Origin of the sequence: Streptomyces sp. NPDC001714, from assembly GCF_042892755.1 — a bacterium.
In the GTDB taxonomy this organism is placed as follows: domain Bacteria; phylum Actinomycetota; class Actinomycetes; order Streptomycetales; family Streptomycetaceae; genus Streptomyces.
This window is the reverse complement of record NZ_JBIAUL010000032.1, coordinates 45672-61902: the sequence shown is the minus strand read 5'-3', so window position 1 is coordinate 61902 and position 16231 is coordinate 45672. Positions and strand designations below refer to the sequence as shown.

General features: G+C 71.3%; 10 protein-coding genes. 7 read left to right on the top strand and 3 right to left on the bottom strand.

The window, feature by feature from the left end; genetic code table 11:
* Positions 1-45: 45 nt before the first annotated feature.
* Together ACFY0P_RS47200 and ACFY0P_RS47195 are read right to left on the bottom strand one after the other, a co-directional pair.
* Positions 46-2001: an APC family permease gene (locus tag ACFY0P_RS47200; RefSeq protein WP_388928651.1), complete on the bottom strand. Its 1956-nt coding sequence runs from the start codon at positions 1999-2001 to the stop codon at positions 46-48.
* Between the two features lie 438 nt (positions 2002-2439).
* Complete coding sequence (locus ACFY0P_RS47195; protein WP_388928649.1) at positions 2440-3999, bottom strand: Na+/H+ antiporter; 1560 nt, start codon at positions 3997-3999, stop codon at positions 2440-2442.
* A gap of 207 nt (positions 4000-4206) precedes the next feature.
* Between ACFY0P_RS47195 and ACFY0P_RS47190 the strand changes: the two genes are divergently transcribed.
* Together ACFY0P_RS47190 and ACFY0P_RS47185 are read left to right on the top strand one after the other, a co-directional pair.
* A complete protein-coding gene (locus ACFY0P_RS47190; RefSeq protein ID WP_388928647.1) occupies positions 4207-6741 on the top strand; it encodes an ATP-binding protein in 2535 nt (844 codons plus the stop codon).
* A gap of 174 nt (positions 6742-6915) precedes the next feature.
* Positions 6916-8739 (top strand): potassium channel family protein, encoded by a 1824-nt coding sequence (locus ACFY0P_RS47185; RefSeq protein ID WP_388928645.1) that lies wholly within the window; start codon positions 6916-6918, stop codon positions 8737-8739.
* Here ACFY0P_RS47185 and ACFY0P_RS47180 read toward each other — a convergent pair.
* Entirely contained in the window at positions 8717-9235 is a 519-nt protein-coding gene (locus ACFY0P_RS47180) for a hypothetical protein (RefSeq protein WP_388928643.1), read from the bottom strand. The two genes, ACFY0P_RS47185 and ACFY0P_RS47180, sit on opposite strands and share 23 nt — an antisense overlap.
* Positions 9236-9549: 314 nt before the next feature.
* Here ACFY0P_RS47180 and ACFY0P_RS47175 point away from each other — a divergent pair, with 314 nt between their 5' ends.
* The 5 genes from ACFY0P_RS47175 (at position 9550) to ACFY0P_RS47155 (ending at position 16229) form a co-directional block, all read left to right on the top strand.
* Positions 9550-11391, top strand: coding sequence for an APC family permease (locus ACFY0P_RS47175; protein WP_388928641.1), 1842 nt, complete (start codon positions 9550-9552; stop codon positions 11389-11391).
* Between the two features lie 243 nt (positions 11392-11634).
* Positions 11635-11724, top strand: coding sequence for a K(+)-transporting ATPase subunit F (gene kdpF / locus ACFY0P_RS47170; protein WP_016434100.1), 90 nt, complete (start codon positions 11635-11637; stop codon positions 11722-11724).
* A 7-nt stretch (positions 11725-11731) separates the two neighbouring features.
* Positions 11732-13432 (top strand): potassium-transporting ATPase subunit KdpA, encoded by a 1701-nt coding sequence (gene kdpA, locus ACFY0P_RS47165; protein WP_388928639.1) that lies wholly within the window; start codon positions 11732-11734, stop codon positions 13430-13432.
* A gap of 29 nt (positions 13433-13461) precedes the next feature.
* A complete protein-coding gene (kdpB, locus tag ACFY0P_RS47160; protein ID WP_388928683.1) occupies positions 13462-15555 on the top strand; it encodes a potassium-transporting ATPase subunit KdpB in 2094 nt (697 codons plus the stop codon).
* A gap of 5 nt (positions 15556-15560) precedes the next feature.
* On the top strand, positions 15561-16229 hold the full coding sequence (locus ACFY0P_RS47155; RefSeq protein WP_388928637.1) for a potassium-transporting ATPase subunit C: 669 nt from the start codon (positions 15561-15563) through the stop codon (positions 16227-16229).
* The last annotated feature ends 2 nt before the right edge of the window (positions 16230-16231 follow it).

The following is a 16231-nucleotide window of genomic DNA, read 5'->3' as shown; positions in this document are numbered from 1 at the left end:
CACCCCTTGTCCCGCGCCCCCTGTCCCGCGCTTTGTGCCCGCCCCTCAGCCCGTGTGGACGCGCGGCCGGCGGGAGCGGTCCGGCTCCGCCTCGCGCAGCACCTCGCGGGTGACCGGGGCGACCTCGCCCTGGCCGAAGAGGAAGAAGCGCAGGAAGTTGGCGAACGGGCTGCCCTCGGTCCACTCGAAGTAGATGTGCGGGATGCAGCCGGTCTCGTCCCGGACGTGCAGCAGCAGCGCGGCCAGGGCGTTGGGGATGGAGGCCGACTCCAGGGTCAGCACGCGGTAGCGGTTGTGCAGGACCTCGCCGCGGACGGTCAGGCCCGCCTCGAACTCGGAGGGGTCGGTGACCGTCACCTCGACGAAGACGAAGTCCTCCTGCTCGGGCATGTCGTTGTCGGCACGGATCTGTTCGATCTTGTCGCGGTACTCGGCCTTGTCGCGCCGGTCCGGCTCGTTGGCGATGAACCGCATCTTGCGGCTGGCCATATCGCGGATGAATCGTTCCGCCATGTCGTCGAGGGTCACGCTCGTCACGCGCAGCTCGAAGGCGCGGGCGAGGCGGGAGAGCAGCGAGACGAGGATGATGCCGACGATGAAGCAGGCACCGATCTTCACACCGTCGGGCCGCTCGATGACGTTCACGACGGTGGTGTAGAGGAAGACCGCGGAGATGATCCCGAAGCCGATGGTCCACTTGCGCTGCCCGGCCTTGCGGGCGGCGATGGTCACCGCGACCGCGGCGGAGCTGATCAGCACCAGCACGCCGGTGGCGTAGGCGCCGCCCTGCGCGTCGACGTCGGCGTCGAAGATCCAGGTCACCAGGAAGGCGATCAGGGTGAAGACGATGACCATCGGGCGCACGGCACGGGCCCAGTGCGGGGCCATGCCGTAGCGGGGCAGGTAGCGGGGCATCAGGTTGAGCAGGCCGGCCATCGCGGAGGCGCCGGCGAACCACAGGATGGCGATGGTCGAGACGTCGTAGACCGTGCCGAAGGCGTTGCCGAGGTACTCGTGCGCCAGGTAGGCGAGCGCACGGCCGTTGGCGTCGCCGCCCGACTTGAACGCCTGCTCGGGGATGAGCAGTGTGGTGATGAAGCTGGTCGCGATCAGGAAGCAGCTCATGATCAGGGCGGCCGTGGTGAGCAGCTTCTTGGTGTCCCGGATCCGGCCGGTGGGCTGCTGCTCGGTGTCGCCCGGGTCGCCCTTGACGTGCGGCATGACGGCGACACCGGTCTCGAAACCGGACAGGCCGAGGGCGAGTTTCGGGAAGACGATCAGGGCCACGCCGATCATGACGAAGACGTTGCCGTGTTCCGCGGTGAGGGCGCTGGTCCAGTCGGTGACCACGTGTTCGGCGGTGATGACGTGGTAGAAGCCGACGATCACGACGACGACGTTGAGCGCGAGGTAGATGCCGACCAGGGCGACCGCGACGCCGATCGCCTCCAGGAAGCCCTTGAGGAAGACCGCGCCGAGCAGGGCCACCAGGAACAGCGTGATGATCATCTGCTTGCCCTGCAGGGCGTCGGTCAGATGCGGGTTCTCCACCAGGTGGGTGGAGGCGTCGGCGGCCGACAGGGTGATGGTGATCAGGAAGTCGGTGGCGGCGAAGCCGAGCAGGGTCAGTACGAAGAGCTTGCCCTGCCAGAAGGAGAGCAGCCGCTCCAGCATGGCGATGGAGCCCTCGCCGTGCGGGCTCTCCTCGGCGACGCGGCGGTAGACCGGCAGGGCGCCGGCCAGGGTGACTATGACGAGCACGATGGTCGCGATCGGCGACAGCAGGCCGGCGGCCAGGGCGGCGATGCCCGGCTGGTAGCCGAGGGTGGAGAAGTAGTCGACACCGGTCAGGCACATCACCCGCCACCAGCGCTGGCCCTGGTGAGCGGGTTCGGGCTGTGCGTGAGGGCCGGTGTGGCCGCCGCTCTTGCCCATGTCGGACAGCCCCTCCAGCATCCAGGCGCGCAGGCGACTGGGAGGGGGGTGCTCGGTCGTGGCCATGGGGTCGGCTCCTGGTGTCCGGCGCGGTGTGGTGCGGCGCAGTTCGATTCCGGCCATCACGCGGACGGCGGCACCAGCGTATGCAGAGAGTGACGCGTGGGCCCACGGATCGGAGGGAGCTGGGCGTCAAGCTTGCGTTAAGAATGCCCTGACAGGCGGTGGTCGAGCATCAAGAAAGGGGGGCCCGGAGGCCGCGGGGAGACGTTGGGCTGTACGGGGGACGGCGGGCGGGTGCCGGGTTCCGGACACCGAGCGTTATTCCGCACGGGGTCCTGTACGACGTCCCTCCCGCGCACCCTCAGGCGCTCAGCCGCTCACGCGCCACCGGACTGCTTGCCGCGGGCCGCGTCGCGGAGCCGGACCACGTGTGCGGCGCCCGTGGGGCCGGTCCCGTCGAACCCGCCACGGAGCCCTGCCCAGCGGTCCCCCGGCGTAGCGTTACGCGTCCGCCAGCCTCGCCTCCTCCAGGTCCAGGGACCGCTGGAGCCGTCTCCGGGTCGTGTCGCTGATCGTGTGCTCGTCGTACAACCGACGCAGCTCCGCCGCCTCCACCGCTATCAGGTGGCGGCGCAGCTGCCGGTAGACCAGGTCGGCCGACTCGGCGGTGCTGTCGGTCAGCCGGTCGCGGGCGTCGTCGAGGCGGGCGTTGAGGCCACGCCGGAGCCGGTCCAGGACCACGTCCGGTACGGCCTCCAGCTCGGACAGCTCCTCCAGGCGCCGGATCCCCGCGTCGGCCAGCCGGCAGCGGGCCGCGGCCTCCTCACGCTCGGTGTGGTCGGGCTCCAGGGCGATGCCCGAGCGGCGCACCACCGGGGCCAGGGTGAAGCCCTGGACGACCAGGGTGACGACCACGACCGAGGTGGTGAGGACGAGGACCAGCGGCCGTTCGGTCAGCGTCGAGCCGTCCTTCGCCGCCACCGGGATCGACAGCGCGGCCGCCAGCGGCACCACACCCCGGGTGCCGGCCCAGGTCAGCACCACCGGCACCCGCCAGTTCGGCCGCTGTATGCCGCCCTTGCGCTGCACGACCGCCGACAGTGGCGCCAGCCACAGCAGCCGTACCGCGATCAGCGTGCCGGCCACCGCCAGCGCGTACAGCGGCCAGGCCCGGTCGCCGTCGGACAGCGCCCGCACCTGGGCGGGCAGCGCGAGCCCTATCAGGCTGAAGACCACGCTCTCCAGCAGGAACACCACCGTTCCGTAGACGGCGTGCAGCTGGAGCCTGATCCGGGCGTTGGTGAGTCGGTCGCCGCGGCCGCCCAGGACCACGCCCGCCACCACCACCGACGTGACCCCGGAGGTGTGCGCCGCCTCCGCGAGGACGTACGCCGCGTACGGCGTGACCAGGGAGATCACCGTCTCCAGGACCGGGTCCTCGGTGCGCCTCCGTATCACCGTGACGACGGCGGCGACCAGTGCGCCGATCAGCGTGCCGCCGCCCGCGAGCAGCAGGAACTCGCCGCCCGCCGTCCCCCAGTTCGCCGCCGCCGAGGCCACCGCCACGCTCACCGCGACCCGGTAGAGGACCAGGGAGGTCGCGTCGTTGAAGAGGCTCTCGGCCTGGACCAGCATCTGCACCTTCGGCGGCAGGGCGAGCCGGCGGCCGAGCGCGGTCACCGCGACCGGGTCGGTGCTGGCCAGGATCGCGCCGAGCACCAGCGCCATCTGCCAGGACAGCGGGGTGACCAGGGAGGCGACCGCCCCGACGGCCGCGGCCGAGGCCAGCACCAGGCCGACCGCGAGCACGCTCACCGGCTTCCACACCGCCCGCAGCTCGCGCCAGGAGAGTTCCTCGGCGCTGGCGTAGAGCAGCGGCGGGAGGACGACGAGGCCGATGACCTCCGGGCTGATCTGGATCGTCGGGGTGCCCGGCAGCAGGGCCACGGCGAGACCGGCGACGACGAGGAGGGAGGGAGCGGGAATCCGCCATCGGCGGGCAAAGGTCGCCACCACCGTGGCCAGTACCACGAGTGCGAGAACCGTACCCACGCCGCGCATGCCGTCCCCCTGGGGCCCAGGGCCCGTCTCCAGGGACGGGCCCGACAGGAGCCACCGTGACTCCCGGCCGACCAGACTTCCCGGCACACCGCCTTCACCCTATCCGGCCAAGGGCCGTCAAGACAGTGTCAACGTCCTCGTCAGCGGCGCCAGAGACGCGTCAAGAGGCCGGACCCGCGGCCTCGCGGCGCGCTTCTCTTCGAGGTGATGAACGACGTACCGCGCGGACGACTGAAGGTCTACCTCGGGGCCGCCCCAGGGGTCGGCAAGACCTACCGCATGCTCGACGAGGCCCGGCGCCGCGCGTCCCGGGGCGCGGACGTGGTGGTGGGGTACGCGGAGTGCCACGGGCGCCCCCTGACCGAGGCCATGATCGACGGCCTGGAGGTCGTGGCACGGCTGCGCTGCGGATACCGGGGCGGCGAGTTCGAGGAGATGGACGTCGGCGCCGTGCTGGCGCGGCGCCCGAAGCTCGTGATCGTCGACGAGTTCGCGCACACCAACATCCCCAGCGGCGGCCGGCACCCCAAGCGCTGGCAGGACGTCGAGGGCCTGCTCGCGGCCGGCATCGACGTGATCACCGCCGTCAACATCCAGCACCTCGAATCACTCAAGGACGTGGTCGAGAAGATCACCGGGGTGCCGCAGCACGAGACCGTGCCCGACGAGATCGTCCGGCGGGCCGAGCAGATCGAGGTCGTGGACATCCCGCCCGAGGGCCTGCGCCGCCGGATGGCGCACGGCAACATCTACGCGCCCGAGAAGATCGACGCGGCCCTCGCCAACTACTTCCGCCCCGGCAACCTCACCGCGCTGCGCCGGCTGGCCCTGCTCTGGGTCGCCGAGCGGGTCGACGAGGAGCTCCGGTCGTACCGCGCCGAGCACGCCACCGGCGGGGTGTGGGAGACCCGCGAGCGGGTGGTGGTCGCGCTGACCGGCGGCCCGGAGGGCGACACGCTGGTCCGGCGGGCCGCGCGCATCGCCGACCTCCCCCACTCTCGGCTTCGGTCGATCGGGGGGACCCCCGTGGCGGGCGGCGCCCTGCTCGCGGTGCACGTGGCCCGCAGCGACAGCCTGGCCGCCGGCGTCTCGCACGCCTCGCTGGCCCGGCAGCGCCGGCTGGTCGAGGACCTCGGCGGCAGCTACCACTCGGTGGTCGGCGACGACGTGGCCACCGCCCTGGTGGACTTCGCCCGCGCCGAGAACGCCACCCAGCTGGTCCTCGGCACCAGCCGCCGGGGCCGCCTGGAGCGCTTCCTCACCGGACCGGGCACCGGGGAGACCGTCACCGCGCTCTCCGGCGACATCGACGTCCACCGGGTCACCCACGAGCGGGCGGGCCGCGGCACCCTGCTGCCCTCCCGCCGCCGCACCCTGTCCACCGGCCGCCTGATCGCCGGACCGGTCGCGGGGCTGGTGCTCCCGGTCCTGCTGACCGCCGCCCTCGCCCAGGTGCGCGGCACCGTCAACCTGACCAGCGAGGCCCTGCTCTTCCTGCTCGCGGTGGTCGGAGTGGCCTGCATAGGCGGGGTGACCTCCGCCGTGATCGCCTCGGTCACCGCTTCCCTGCTGCTGAACTACTGGTTCATCCCGCCCATCGGCCAGTTCACCCTCGACGACCCCAACGCCCTGCTGGCACTCGGGGTGTTCGCGGTCGTGGCCGCCGTCGTCGCCGCGGTCGTCGACCGCTCGCTGCGGCTGTCCAGACGCGCGGCCCGGGCCACCGCCGAGGCGGAGACCATGTCCTCGCTGGCCGGCAGCATCGTGCGCGGCGGCCAGACCATCCCGGCGCTCCTGGAACGCACCCGTGAGACCTTCGGCATGGACTCCGCCGAGCTCGTCGACGAACCGCCGGACGGCGCCGACGCCACCGTCGTGTCCGCGGGCCCCGGCAACTACCTGGTCCTGCGCGGCCGTACACCCTCCTCGTCCGAGCGGCGGGTGCTCGCCGCGTTCGCCGCACACGTCGGCTCGGCGGTCGAGCGGGCCCGGCTCGCCCAGGCCGCCGCCGAGGTCGAACCGGTGCGCGCCGCCGACCGGATGCGCACCGCGCTGCTGCGGGCCGTCGGCCACGACCTGCGCACCCCGCTCGCGGCCGGCTGGGCGGCGGTCACCTCGCTGCGCAGCCGCGAGGTGGAGTTCACCCCGGAGGACCGCGACGAACTCCTCGCCACCGCCGAGGAGTCCATGGCCCGGCTGAGCCGACTGGTCGACAACCTCCTCGACCTGAGCCGCCTGGAGGCCGGCGTCCTCACCCTCAACCTGCGGGCCACGGTCCTGGAGGAGGTGCTTCCGACGGCCCTCGCGGACACCCCGACGGCCGAGGTGCACGGCGAGCTGGAGGACATGCCGCCGCTGCTGGCCGACCCGCCGCTGCTGGAGCGAGTGATCGCCAACCTGGTCGGCAACGCGGCCCGCTACAGCCCGCCCGGCACACCCGTGCTGGTGACGGCGAGCGCGCTGGCAGGGCGTGCCGAAGTCCGGATCATCGACCGGGGCCCAGGCCTGCCCGCTGGCGGCCGCGACCGTCTCTTCGAGCCCTTCCAGCGGCTCGGCGACACCGACAACACCACCGGCCTCGGCCTCGGCCTCGCCCTCGCCCGCGGGCTCACCGAGGCGATGGAGGGCACCCTGACCCCGGAGGACACCCCGGGCGGCGGACTGACCATGGTGGTTTCGCTGCCCCTGGCCGACCGGGTCCAGCCCTTCCGGACACCGCAGCACGCGGGCGGTGCCACATGAGCGGCACACACCCGTGGACACGGGCCGGGGCGGACCGTTGTTGACATGCTCTTGACGGACATTTGAACGGAGTCGCGGGGGCCGGCCGGAACTGCCTTCGTGGCCGGTGCCGTTCAGGCTGATGTGACGTCAACCGTGCTCGTACCAGCGGCATCCGGCGAGAGAACCGGCCACATGGTGATCTGTGGCGACGACGGACTCGCGCACCGGCTCGCCCTCGAACTGGACGCCGTGTGCGGCGAGGTCGTCACGGTGGTCCTGCCGTCCGCCGACGACGAGCACGGCGCCCGGGTCGCCGCCCTGCACAGGGATCCGACGTCCGCCGTCCACCTGCACATCTCGGCACGACCGGACGAGGCCACTTTGCGCGCGGCCGGCGTGGCACGGGCCGCCGCGCTCGCCCTGACCTACCGCGACGACCAGGTCAACGTCACCGCGGCCCTGGTCGCCCGCGCGGTCAACCCCTCCGTACGGCTGGTCGTGCGGATGTTCAACCGGGAGCGCGGCAGCCATCTGGAACGGCTCCTCGACCGGGCGGCGGGCCTGTGCGACGCCCCCGCGTCGGACGCCTCCACCACCGTGCTCTCCGACGCCGACACCGCCGTACCGGAACTGGTCGCGGCGGCCGCCGTGGGGCACGGGCACACCCTCCAGGTCGAGGGCAAGGTCTTCCGCGGTGTCGTACGGCCCGCGGGCACCCCGACGCACGCCACCGACCTCGCCACCCTCGCCGTGCTGTCCGGCGCGCACGAGGACGACCCGGCCAGCCAGGACAGCGCCGAGACGGCCGGCGAGGACGGCACCCTGCTGCTGCCGGACGACCGGACGGCGTACCACCGGCAGTTCACCCACGGGCGGCTGATGCTGGAGGAGGTCGTCCACCTCGACACGGCCGAACCGGTCCGCCGCCCCTGGCGGTTCCGGCCGGTGCGCTGGCTGCGGGCCCGGTTCGCCCATCTGCCCTGGCGGGTCTTCCGCTCCCGGCAACTGGCGGCGGTCTACGGCTCGTTGGCCGCGGTGGTGGTCGCGCTGTCCACCGCCACCGCGCTCTTCGCGGACGAGCGTCCCTGGTGGAAGAACTTCTACCTGCCCCTGCTGGACATCTTCACGATGGGGGATCCGGCGACCGAGGAGTCGCCCGCCCGCCGCATACTCCAGCTCCTCGCCGGCTTCGTCGGACTGGCGGTGCTGCCGCTCGTGGTCGCCGCGACCATGAACGCCACCGAGGCGTTCCGCACCGCCTCCGTGAACCATCCGCCCGACGAGGACGTCACCGGCCACATCGTCCTGGTCGGCCTCGGGATGGTCGGCACCCGGGTGCTGGACCGGCTGCGCACCACAGGCCACCAGGTCGTGGCCATCGAGCGGGACCCACGTGCCCGGGGCGTCCCGCTCGCCCGGGAACTCGGCGTCCCGCTGGTCCTGGAGGACGCGACCGCCCCGGGCGTCCTCGAACTCGCCCGGGTCCGGCAGTGCGGCTCCCTGCTCGTCCTCACCCGCGACGACGGCCAGAACCTCGACATCGTCATGGCCGTCCGGGAGGCCAACCCAGAGGTACGGGTGGTCACTCGGCTGTACGACGACGCCTTCGCCGCGACCGTCCAGCGCACGCTGCGCGCGTCCTACCCGGACGCGCTCACCCGGAGCAGAAGCGTTTCGGCGCTGGCCGCGCCGTCGTTCGCCGCCGCGATGATGGGGCGTCACGTGCTGGGGGTGATGCCCGTGGAGCGGGGGTCGCTGCTGTTCACCTGCGTGGACGTGGCCGGGCACCCGGAGCTGGAAGGCCGCTCGGTGCACCAGGCGTTCCGGCGGCGGGAGTGGCGGGTACTGGCGGTGGGGCCGGCCGGCGGGGCCGCCCCGGGAGAGCCGGCCTTCGACTGGCGGCCGGCGCAGGGGCGGGTGCTGGAGGCGGGCGACCGGGTGGTGATGGCCACCACGCGGCGGGGGCTCGACGTGCTGATGACCGGGGTGGGGGCTACTCCAGGCCCGACGCCCTGAAGACGCCCAGCGCGTTCTCGCGCTCGACCTGTTCGCCGAGGCGGCACAGGGCGGTCGAGCCGCAGAGCAGGGTGCCGGCCGCGGCGGCCTTGCGGGCGCCCGCGGCTACGCGCAGCCACAGGTCGGGGTTGTCGACGAGCACCTGGGGGTCGATCTCCAGCCGCTCGCCGAAGGCGTCCCGGAGCAGCAGCCGGGGGGAGACGCCGTCCAGGCGACGGACCGAGACCAGGCGGTCGGTGCGGACCCTGCGGGTGCGCAGCAGCCGGCGTGAGGTGAGCCAGCCGTCGCCGGCGCGGACCCTGGCGGGGCAGAGGACGCCGAAGAGCAGCAGGGCGAGGGTGGTCCAGAGGGTGCCGCGCCACCAGGTGAGCGTCCCTGATCCCCAGTCGATCAGGAGGAGCAGGGCGAGGAGGGCGCCTGCGCAACGGGCCGATGCGTAGACGTCTTTGGACCAGCGGTGGTCCTCGGAGGGGCAGGCTTCTTCGCCGAGCTGCATGGGGTGAAGGTAGGGAGCGGCAGGCAGTGGCGTCAGTAGGTGGGGTATGTCCTTGATGGGACTCTGACGGTTGTGGGTCGCTGCGGGCCGGTGGGGGCTTGTCGCGCAGTTCCTCCCCCAGCCTTCGGCCGGGGGTACCCCCAGCGCCCCTTTCAGGGGCGTTGCCGTCAAGGGCGCGTCAAGGTCGAGGCCTCCCGCGCGAAGAACGCGCAAGGGATTGTCGGAGCTGGCCGGGGCGGGACGGAACCTGGTCGCGTCGCGCGCGGTACTCCGTGCGCGAGACGTATGTCCCGTTCGTCGAGGAGCACCCTCCCATGTCCGTACTGACCGCCGAACCGGGGGCCGTGCCCGCCGGTGAGGAGCCGTCCGATGCCGGGGAACGGCATCGCCTCACCGCCGTCACCGGCCTGGCCGCGCTGTCGCTGGACGCGATGGCGTCGGTGGCGTACGGGCCGGAGGCCATCGTGCTGGTGCTGGCGGCCGCCGGTGCGCACGGGCTCGGCTTCACGCTGCCCGTCACGCTCGCCATCGCGGCCCTGCTGGCGGTGCTCGTCGCCTCGTACCGGCAGGTCATCGCGGCCTTTCCGGACGGGGGAGGGTCCTATGCCGTGGCCCGGACGCACCTCGGGGCGCGGACCAGCCTGGTCGCCGCCGCCTCCCTGGTGCTCGACTACGTGCTGAACGTCGCCGTCGCCGTCACCGCCGGGGTCGCCGCCCTCACCTCCGCCTTCCCGGCGCTGTACCCGCACCGGCTGGTGCTGTGCCTGGCCGTGCTGGTGCTGGTCACCGGGGTGAACCTGCGGGGCATCGTGGAGTCGGCGAAGGCCTTCATCGTGCCGACGGTCGCGTTCGTCGGGTCGGTCTTCGTGGTGATCGTGGTCGGGCTCTTCCGGTCCGCGCCGGCCAGTACGGTCACCGCCGCCGGACATGCCTCGGTGCTCGCCGACAACGCCTCCAGCGTGGGCGCCCTGCTCCTGCTGAAGGCTTTCGCCTCCGGGTGTGCCGCCCTCACCGGCGTCGAGGCCATCGCCAACGCGGTGCCCTCCTTCCGGGTGCCCCGTGTCAAGCGGGCCCAGCACGCCGAGGTGGCCCTGGGCGCGGTGCTGGGTGCGATGCTGATCGGGCTCTCGGTGCTGATCTCCCGGTTCCATCTGCAGCCGGTGCAGGGCGTGACCGTCCTGGCCCAGCTGGCCGACGCCTCGCTCGGCCACACCTGGGGCTTCTACGTCATCCAGTTCGCCACGATGATCCTGCTGGCGTTGTCCGCGAACACCAGCTTCGGCGGGCTGCCGGTGCTGCTGAAGCTGCTCGCCCGGGACAACTACCTGCCGCACGTGTTCGCGCTGAAGGCCGACCGGCAGGTGCACCGGCACGGTGTGCTCGCCCTGGCCGTGGTCTCGGCCGCACTGCTGGTGTTCTCCGGCGGCGACACCGACACGCTGGTGCCGATGTTCGCCATCGGTGTCTTCGTCGGCTTCACCGTCGCCCAGGTGGGGATGGTGAGGCACTGGCGGCTGCAGCGGGGGACCGGCTGGCGGGGGAAGGCGCTGCTCAACGGGTTCGGGGCGGTCCTGACGGGGGTCGCCACCGTCGTCGTCACCGCGAGCAAGTTCTCCGCGGGCGCCTGGCTGGTCGTGGTCATGCTGCCGTTGCTGGTCGGCGCCTTCGTCGCCGTGCACCGTGCCTACGGGCGGATCGGGGAGCGGCTCGGGCTCGGGCGGATCCCGGAGCCTCCGCACCGGGAGCGGTCGGTGGTGATCGTGCCGGTGTCGTCGCTGTCCCGGCTCACCTCCCAGGCGCTCTCCGCGGCCGCCTCCCTCGGCGACGAGGTGCGTGCCGTCACCGTCTGCCATCCCGGCCCGGAGGACCGGGCCCAGCTGCACGCCCTGGAGCGCGCCTGGGCCGAGTGGGACCCCGGGGTGCCGCTGGTCCGGCTGAGCTGCGAGCGGCGCACCCTGGGCCGTCCCATCGCCGCCTACGTCCGTGAGGTGACCGCGGCCGAGCCGGCCACCCAGGTGACCGTGCTGATCCCGGAGACCGAGCCGGAGCGGCTCTGGCAGCGGCTGCTGCAGAACCAGCGCGGTGCCGTCGTCGCGCATGCCGTGCGCCGGGAGACCGACGCGGTGATCTGCCGGCTGCGGTTCCGCCTGTTCTGACCCCTTGCCCGCTTTCCGACCTGCGCGATCGTCCCCTCGTAAGAGTCCCGTCAATGGCGCGTTCATGGCCGTAAGGGAGCCGTCAACGGCGGTCGTATCCGGCCATCGAGGCGGTTTGCTCTAACCGTCCACGTCCGTTCCGAACCTCATCCAGGAGTTCACGATGGCCGATCTGGCCTTCGTCGTCACCGTGCTCGCGGGTTTCGCGCTGGTGGCCCTCGTCGCCAAGGGGGTGACGAAGCTGTGACCGCCGAGAACATCGTCGGCCTCGTCGTGGCCGTCGCCCTGCTGGGCTATCTCGTCCTCGCCCTGATCTTCCCGGAGAGGTTCTGAGACACCCATGGGTCCCGTAACCGCCGCCGTGCTCCAGCTCGTCGCGCTCATAGGCGCGCTGGCGCTGTGCTACATCCCCTTCGGCAACTACATGGCCAAGGTCTACACCTCCGACCGGCACTGGCGGGTCGAGAAGTGGATCTACAAGGGGATCGGCGCCAACCCCGACACCGAGATGCGCTGGCCCGCCTATCTGCGCGGGGTCCTCGCCTTCTCCTTGATCGGCGTCCTCTTCCTCTATCTCCTCCAGCGGCTCCAGGGCATCCTGCCCGGCTCGCTCGGCTTCTCCTCGGTCAACCCGGCGCAGTCGTTCAACACGGCCGTCTCCTTCGTGACCAACACGAACTGGCAGTCGTACTACGGCGAGCAGACCATGGGGCACGTCGTGCAGACCGCCGGTCTGGCCGTGCAGAACTTCGTCTCCGCCGCCGTCGGCATCGCCGTCGCCGTGGCGCTGGTCCGCGGGTTCGCGCTCCCCCACTCTCGGCTTCGCTCGAGCGGGGGGACCCCCATGCGCACCGGTGAGATCGGCAACTTCTGGGCCGACCTGGTACGCGGCACGATCCGGATCCTGGTCCCGTTCGCCGCGATCTCCGCCGTCATCCTGGTCGCCTGCGGGGTCATCCAGAACTTCTCCGGCATCCATGAGGTCGGGCAGTTCATGGGCGGTTCGCAGCAGTGGAACGGCGGGGCCGTGGCCTCCCAGGAGGCCATCAAGGAGCTGGGCACCAACGGCGGCGGTTACTTCAACGCCAACTCCGCCCACCCCTTCGAGAACCCGACGCCCTTCACCAACCTCTTCGAGATCTTCCTGATCCTGCTGATCCCGTTCGCGCTGACCCGCACCTTCGGTGTGATGGTCGGCTCGGTGAAGCAGGGCTATGCGATCCTCGCCACGATGTTCACCATCTGGCTGGGCTTCGTGGCCCTGATGATGTGGACCGAGTTCGCGCACCACGGCCCGGCGCTCCAGCTCGCGGGCGGTGCCTACGAGGGCAAGGAGGTCCGCTTCGGGATCGGCGGCTCGTCGATCTTCGCGGTGTCGACCACGCTCACCTCGACCGGTGCGGTGGACTCCTTCCACTCTTCGTTCACTGGGCTCGGCGGCGGTATCACCATGCTCAGCATGATGCTGGGCGAGATCGCGCCCGGCGGCACCGGCTCCGGCCTCTACGGCATCCTGATCATGGCGATCATCGCGGTGTTCATCGCCGGCCTGATGGTCGGCCGTACGCCCGAGTACCTGGGCAAGAAGATCGGTGCCCGCGAGATCAAGCTGTCGGCGATCTACATCCTGATCACCCCGGCGCTCGCGCTCGTCTTCACCGCGGCCTCCATGGCCCTGCCGACCCCGCCGCACTCCATGCTCAACCCGGGTGCGCACGGATTCTCCGAGGTGCTGTACGCCTTCACCTCGGCGGCCAACAACAACGGCTCGGCCTTCGCCGGCCTGAACGCGAACACCGACTGGTACAACACCATGACCGGACTCGCGATGCTGTTCGGCCGCTTCCTGCCCATGGTGTTCGTGCTGGCGCTGGCCGGCTCGCTCGCCGAGCAGAAGCCCGTCCCGGCCACGGCCGGCACCCTGCGCACCGAGAAGCCGCTCTTCACCGGCCTGCTCGTCGGCGCGATCCTGATCATCACCGGTCTGACCTACTTCCCGGCCCTGGCGCTGGGGCCGCTCGCCGAGGGGCTGGCGTCGTGACCACCCGAACGGAAGCCCACGAGGACAGCATGTCCACTCCCACCCTTGCGCCCCACCAGGACGCGCCCACCGGGCACAAGCCCGCCGAAGGACGTGTCGGCGCGGGCCTGTTCGACCCCAAGCAGCTGTTCAGGTCCCTCCCCGAGGCCTGCCGCAAGCTCGACCCGCGGGTGATGGTCAAGTCGCCCGTGATGTTCGTGGTGTGGGTCGGCTCGATCCTGACCACCGTCTTCTCCTTCAAGGACCCGGGCGACTGGTTCGGCTGGACCATCAGCGCCTGGCTGTGGCTCACCGTGATCTTCGCCAACCTCGCGGAGGCGGTCGCCGAGGGCCGCGGCAAGGCCCAGGCCGACACCCTGCGCAAGGCCAAGACCGACACCGTCGCCCGGCGGCTGACCGGCTCCACCGAGGAGCGGGTGCCCGGCACCGAGCTGAGGATCGGTGACCTGGTCGTCTGCGAGGCCGGCGACATCATCCCCGGTGACGGTGACGTCATCGAGGGCGTCGCCTCCGTCGACGAGTCGGCGATCACCGGTGAGTCGGCCCCGGTCATCCGCGAGTCCGGCGGTGACCGCAGCGCCGTGACCGGCGGTACGAAGGTGCTGTCCGACCGGATCGTCATCAAGATCACGACGAAGCCGGGCGAGACCTTCATCGACCGGATGATCAGCCTCGTGGAGGGCGCGGCCCGGCAGAAGACGCCGAACGAGATCGCGCTGAACATCCTGCTCGCCTCGCTGACCATCGTCTTCCTGCTGGCCGTCGCCACCCTGCCGCCGTTCGCGGACTACGCGGGCACCCACCTGACGATGGTCGTGCTGGTCGCCCTCCTGGTCTGCCTCATCCCGACCACCATCGGCGCGCTGCTCTCCGCGATCGGCATCGCCGGCATGGACCGGCTGGTGCAGCGCAACGTGCTCGCCATGTCCGGACGCGCGGTCGAGGCCGCCGGCGACGTCTCCACCCTGCTGCTCGACAAGACCGGCACCATCACCCTCGGCAACCGGCAGGCCTCCGAGTTCGTGCCCGTCCGCGGGGTCACCGAGCCCGAGGTGGCCGACGCCGCCCAGCTGTCGTCGCTGGCCGACGAGACCCCCGAGGGCCGCTCCGTCGTCGTCCTCGCCAAGGAGAAGTACGGGCTGCGCGAGCGGCACCAGGGCGAGCTGGCGCACGCCGAGTGGATCGCCTTCACCGCCCAGACCCGCATGTCCGGTGTGGACGTGGACGGCCGGAAGATCCGCAAGGGCGCGGCCGGTTCGGTCATCGCCTGGGTCCGTGAGCAGGGCGGCACCGTCGCCGAGGACGCGGACACCCTCGCGGGCGCCATCTCCGAGTCCGGCGGGACCCCGCTGCTCGTCGCGGTCGACGACGCCGAGGGCGCCCGGGTCCTGGGCGTCATCCACCTCAAGGACGTCGTCAAGGAGGGCATGCGCGAGCGGTTCGAGGAACTGCGCCGCATGGGCATCAAGACCGTCATGATCACGGGTGACAACCCGCTGACCGCGCGGGCGATCGCCGAGGAGGCGGGCGTCGACGACTTCCTCGCCGAGGCCACCCCCGAGGACAAGATGGCCCTCATCAAGCGGGAGCAGGCCGGCGGCAAGCTGGTCGCGATGACCGGTGACGGCACCAACGACGCCCCCGCGCTGGCCCAGGCGGACGTCGGCGTGGCGATGAACACCGGTACGTCGGCCGCCAAGGAGGCCGGCAACATGGTCGACCTCGACTCCAACCCGACCAAGCTCATCGAGATCGTCGAGATCGGCAAGCAGTTGCTGATCACGCGCGGTGCGCTGACCACGTTCTCCATCGCCAACGACGTCGCGAAGTACTTCGCGATCATCCCGGCCATGTTCGCCGTGGTCTACCCGGGCCTGGACAAGCTCAACATCATGCACCTGTCCTCGCCCAGCTCCGCGATCCTGTCCGCGGTCGTCTTCAACGCGCTGATCATCATCGCGCTGGTGCCGCTCTCCCTGAAGGGCGTGCAGTACCGGCCGGTGAGCGCGGACAGGATGCTCCGCCGCAACCTCGGGATCTACGGCCTCGGCGGTCTGATCGCGCCCTTCATCGGCATCAAGATCATCGACCTGCTCATCTCTCTCATCCCCGGAATCGGTTGATGACCATGAACAACTCCGTAACCAACACCGCCCGGTTGCTCTGGGCGGGCCTGCGGGCCCTCCTGGTGCTGACCCTGGTGACGGGCGTCGTCTACCCGCTGGTCGTCACCGGCATCGCCCAGGCCGCGTTCCACGACAAGGCGAACGGCTCCGAGATCAACTCGGACGGCAAGGTCGTCGGCTCGTCCCTGATCGGGCAGTCGTACAACCTGCCGCTGAAGAAGGGCCAGCAGACCCCGGACGCCGCCCTGCAGTGGTTCCAGGGACGCCCGGCCAACGGACTCGGCAGCAACAGCATCAACACCCGGTACAAGTTGATCCTTTCGGGCGCGACCAACCTCGCCGCCGACAACAAGGTGCTGATCCAGCAGGTGAAGGACGCCAAGGCCGCGGTGGTGAAGGACAATTCGGTGCCCGGCTACACCGTCAAGCCGTCGGACGTTCCCCCAGACGCCGTCACCTCCTCGGGCTCCGGCCTGGACCCGGACATCTCCCCGGCCTATGCCGAGCTCCAGGTCCACCGGGTCGCCGAGAAGAACGGCCTGTCCGCCACCCAGGTGGAGAAGCTGGTCGAGGACCACACCACGGGCCGCACCCTCGGCTTCATCGGCGAGCCCCGGGTGAACGTCCTCGAACTCAACATCGCACTGAAGGACCTGACCAAGGGCAGTTGAGG

Coding starts and splice junctions, on each gene's coding strand:
- ACFY0P_RS47200 (WP_388928651.1), bottom strand. CDS start 2,001: ATGGCCACGACCGAGCACCCCCCTCCCAGTCGCCTGCGCGCCTGGATG.
- ACFY0P_RS47195 (WP_388928649.1), bottom strand. CDS start 3,999: ATGCGCGGCGTGGGTACGGTTCTCGCACTCGTGGTACTGGCCACGGTG.
- ACFY0P_RS47190 (WP_388928647.1), top strand. CDS start 4,207: ATGAACGACGTACCGCGCGGACGACTGAAGGTCTACCTCGGGGCCGCC.
- ACFY0P_RS47185 (WP_388928645.1), top strand. CDS start 6,916: ATGGTGATCTGTGGCGACGACGGACTCGCGCACCGGCTCGCCCTCGAA.
- ACFY0P_RS47180 (WP_388928643.1), bottom strand. CDS start 9,235: ATGCAGCTCGGCGAAGAAGCCTGCCCCTCCGAGGACCACCGCTGGTCC.
- ACFY0P_RS47175 (WP_388928641.1), top strand. CDS start 9,550: ATGTCCGTACTGACCGCCGAACCGGGGGCCGTGCCCGCCGGTGAGGAG.
- kdpA (WP_388928639.1), top strand. CDS start 11,732: ATGGGTCCCGTAACCGCCGCCGTGCTCCAGCTCGTCGCGCTCATAGGC.
- kdpB (WP_388928683.1), top strand. CDS start 13,462: ATGTCCACTCCCACCCTTGCGCCCCACCAGGACGCGCCCACCGGGCAC.
- ACFY0P_RS47155 (WP_388928637.1), top strand. CDS start 15,561: ATGAACAACTCCGTAACCAACACCGCCCGGTTGCTCTGGGCGGGCCTG.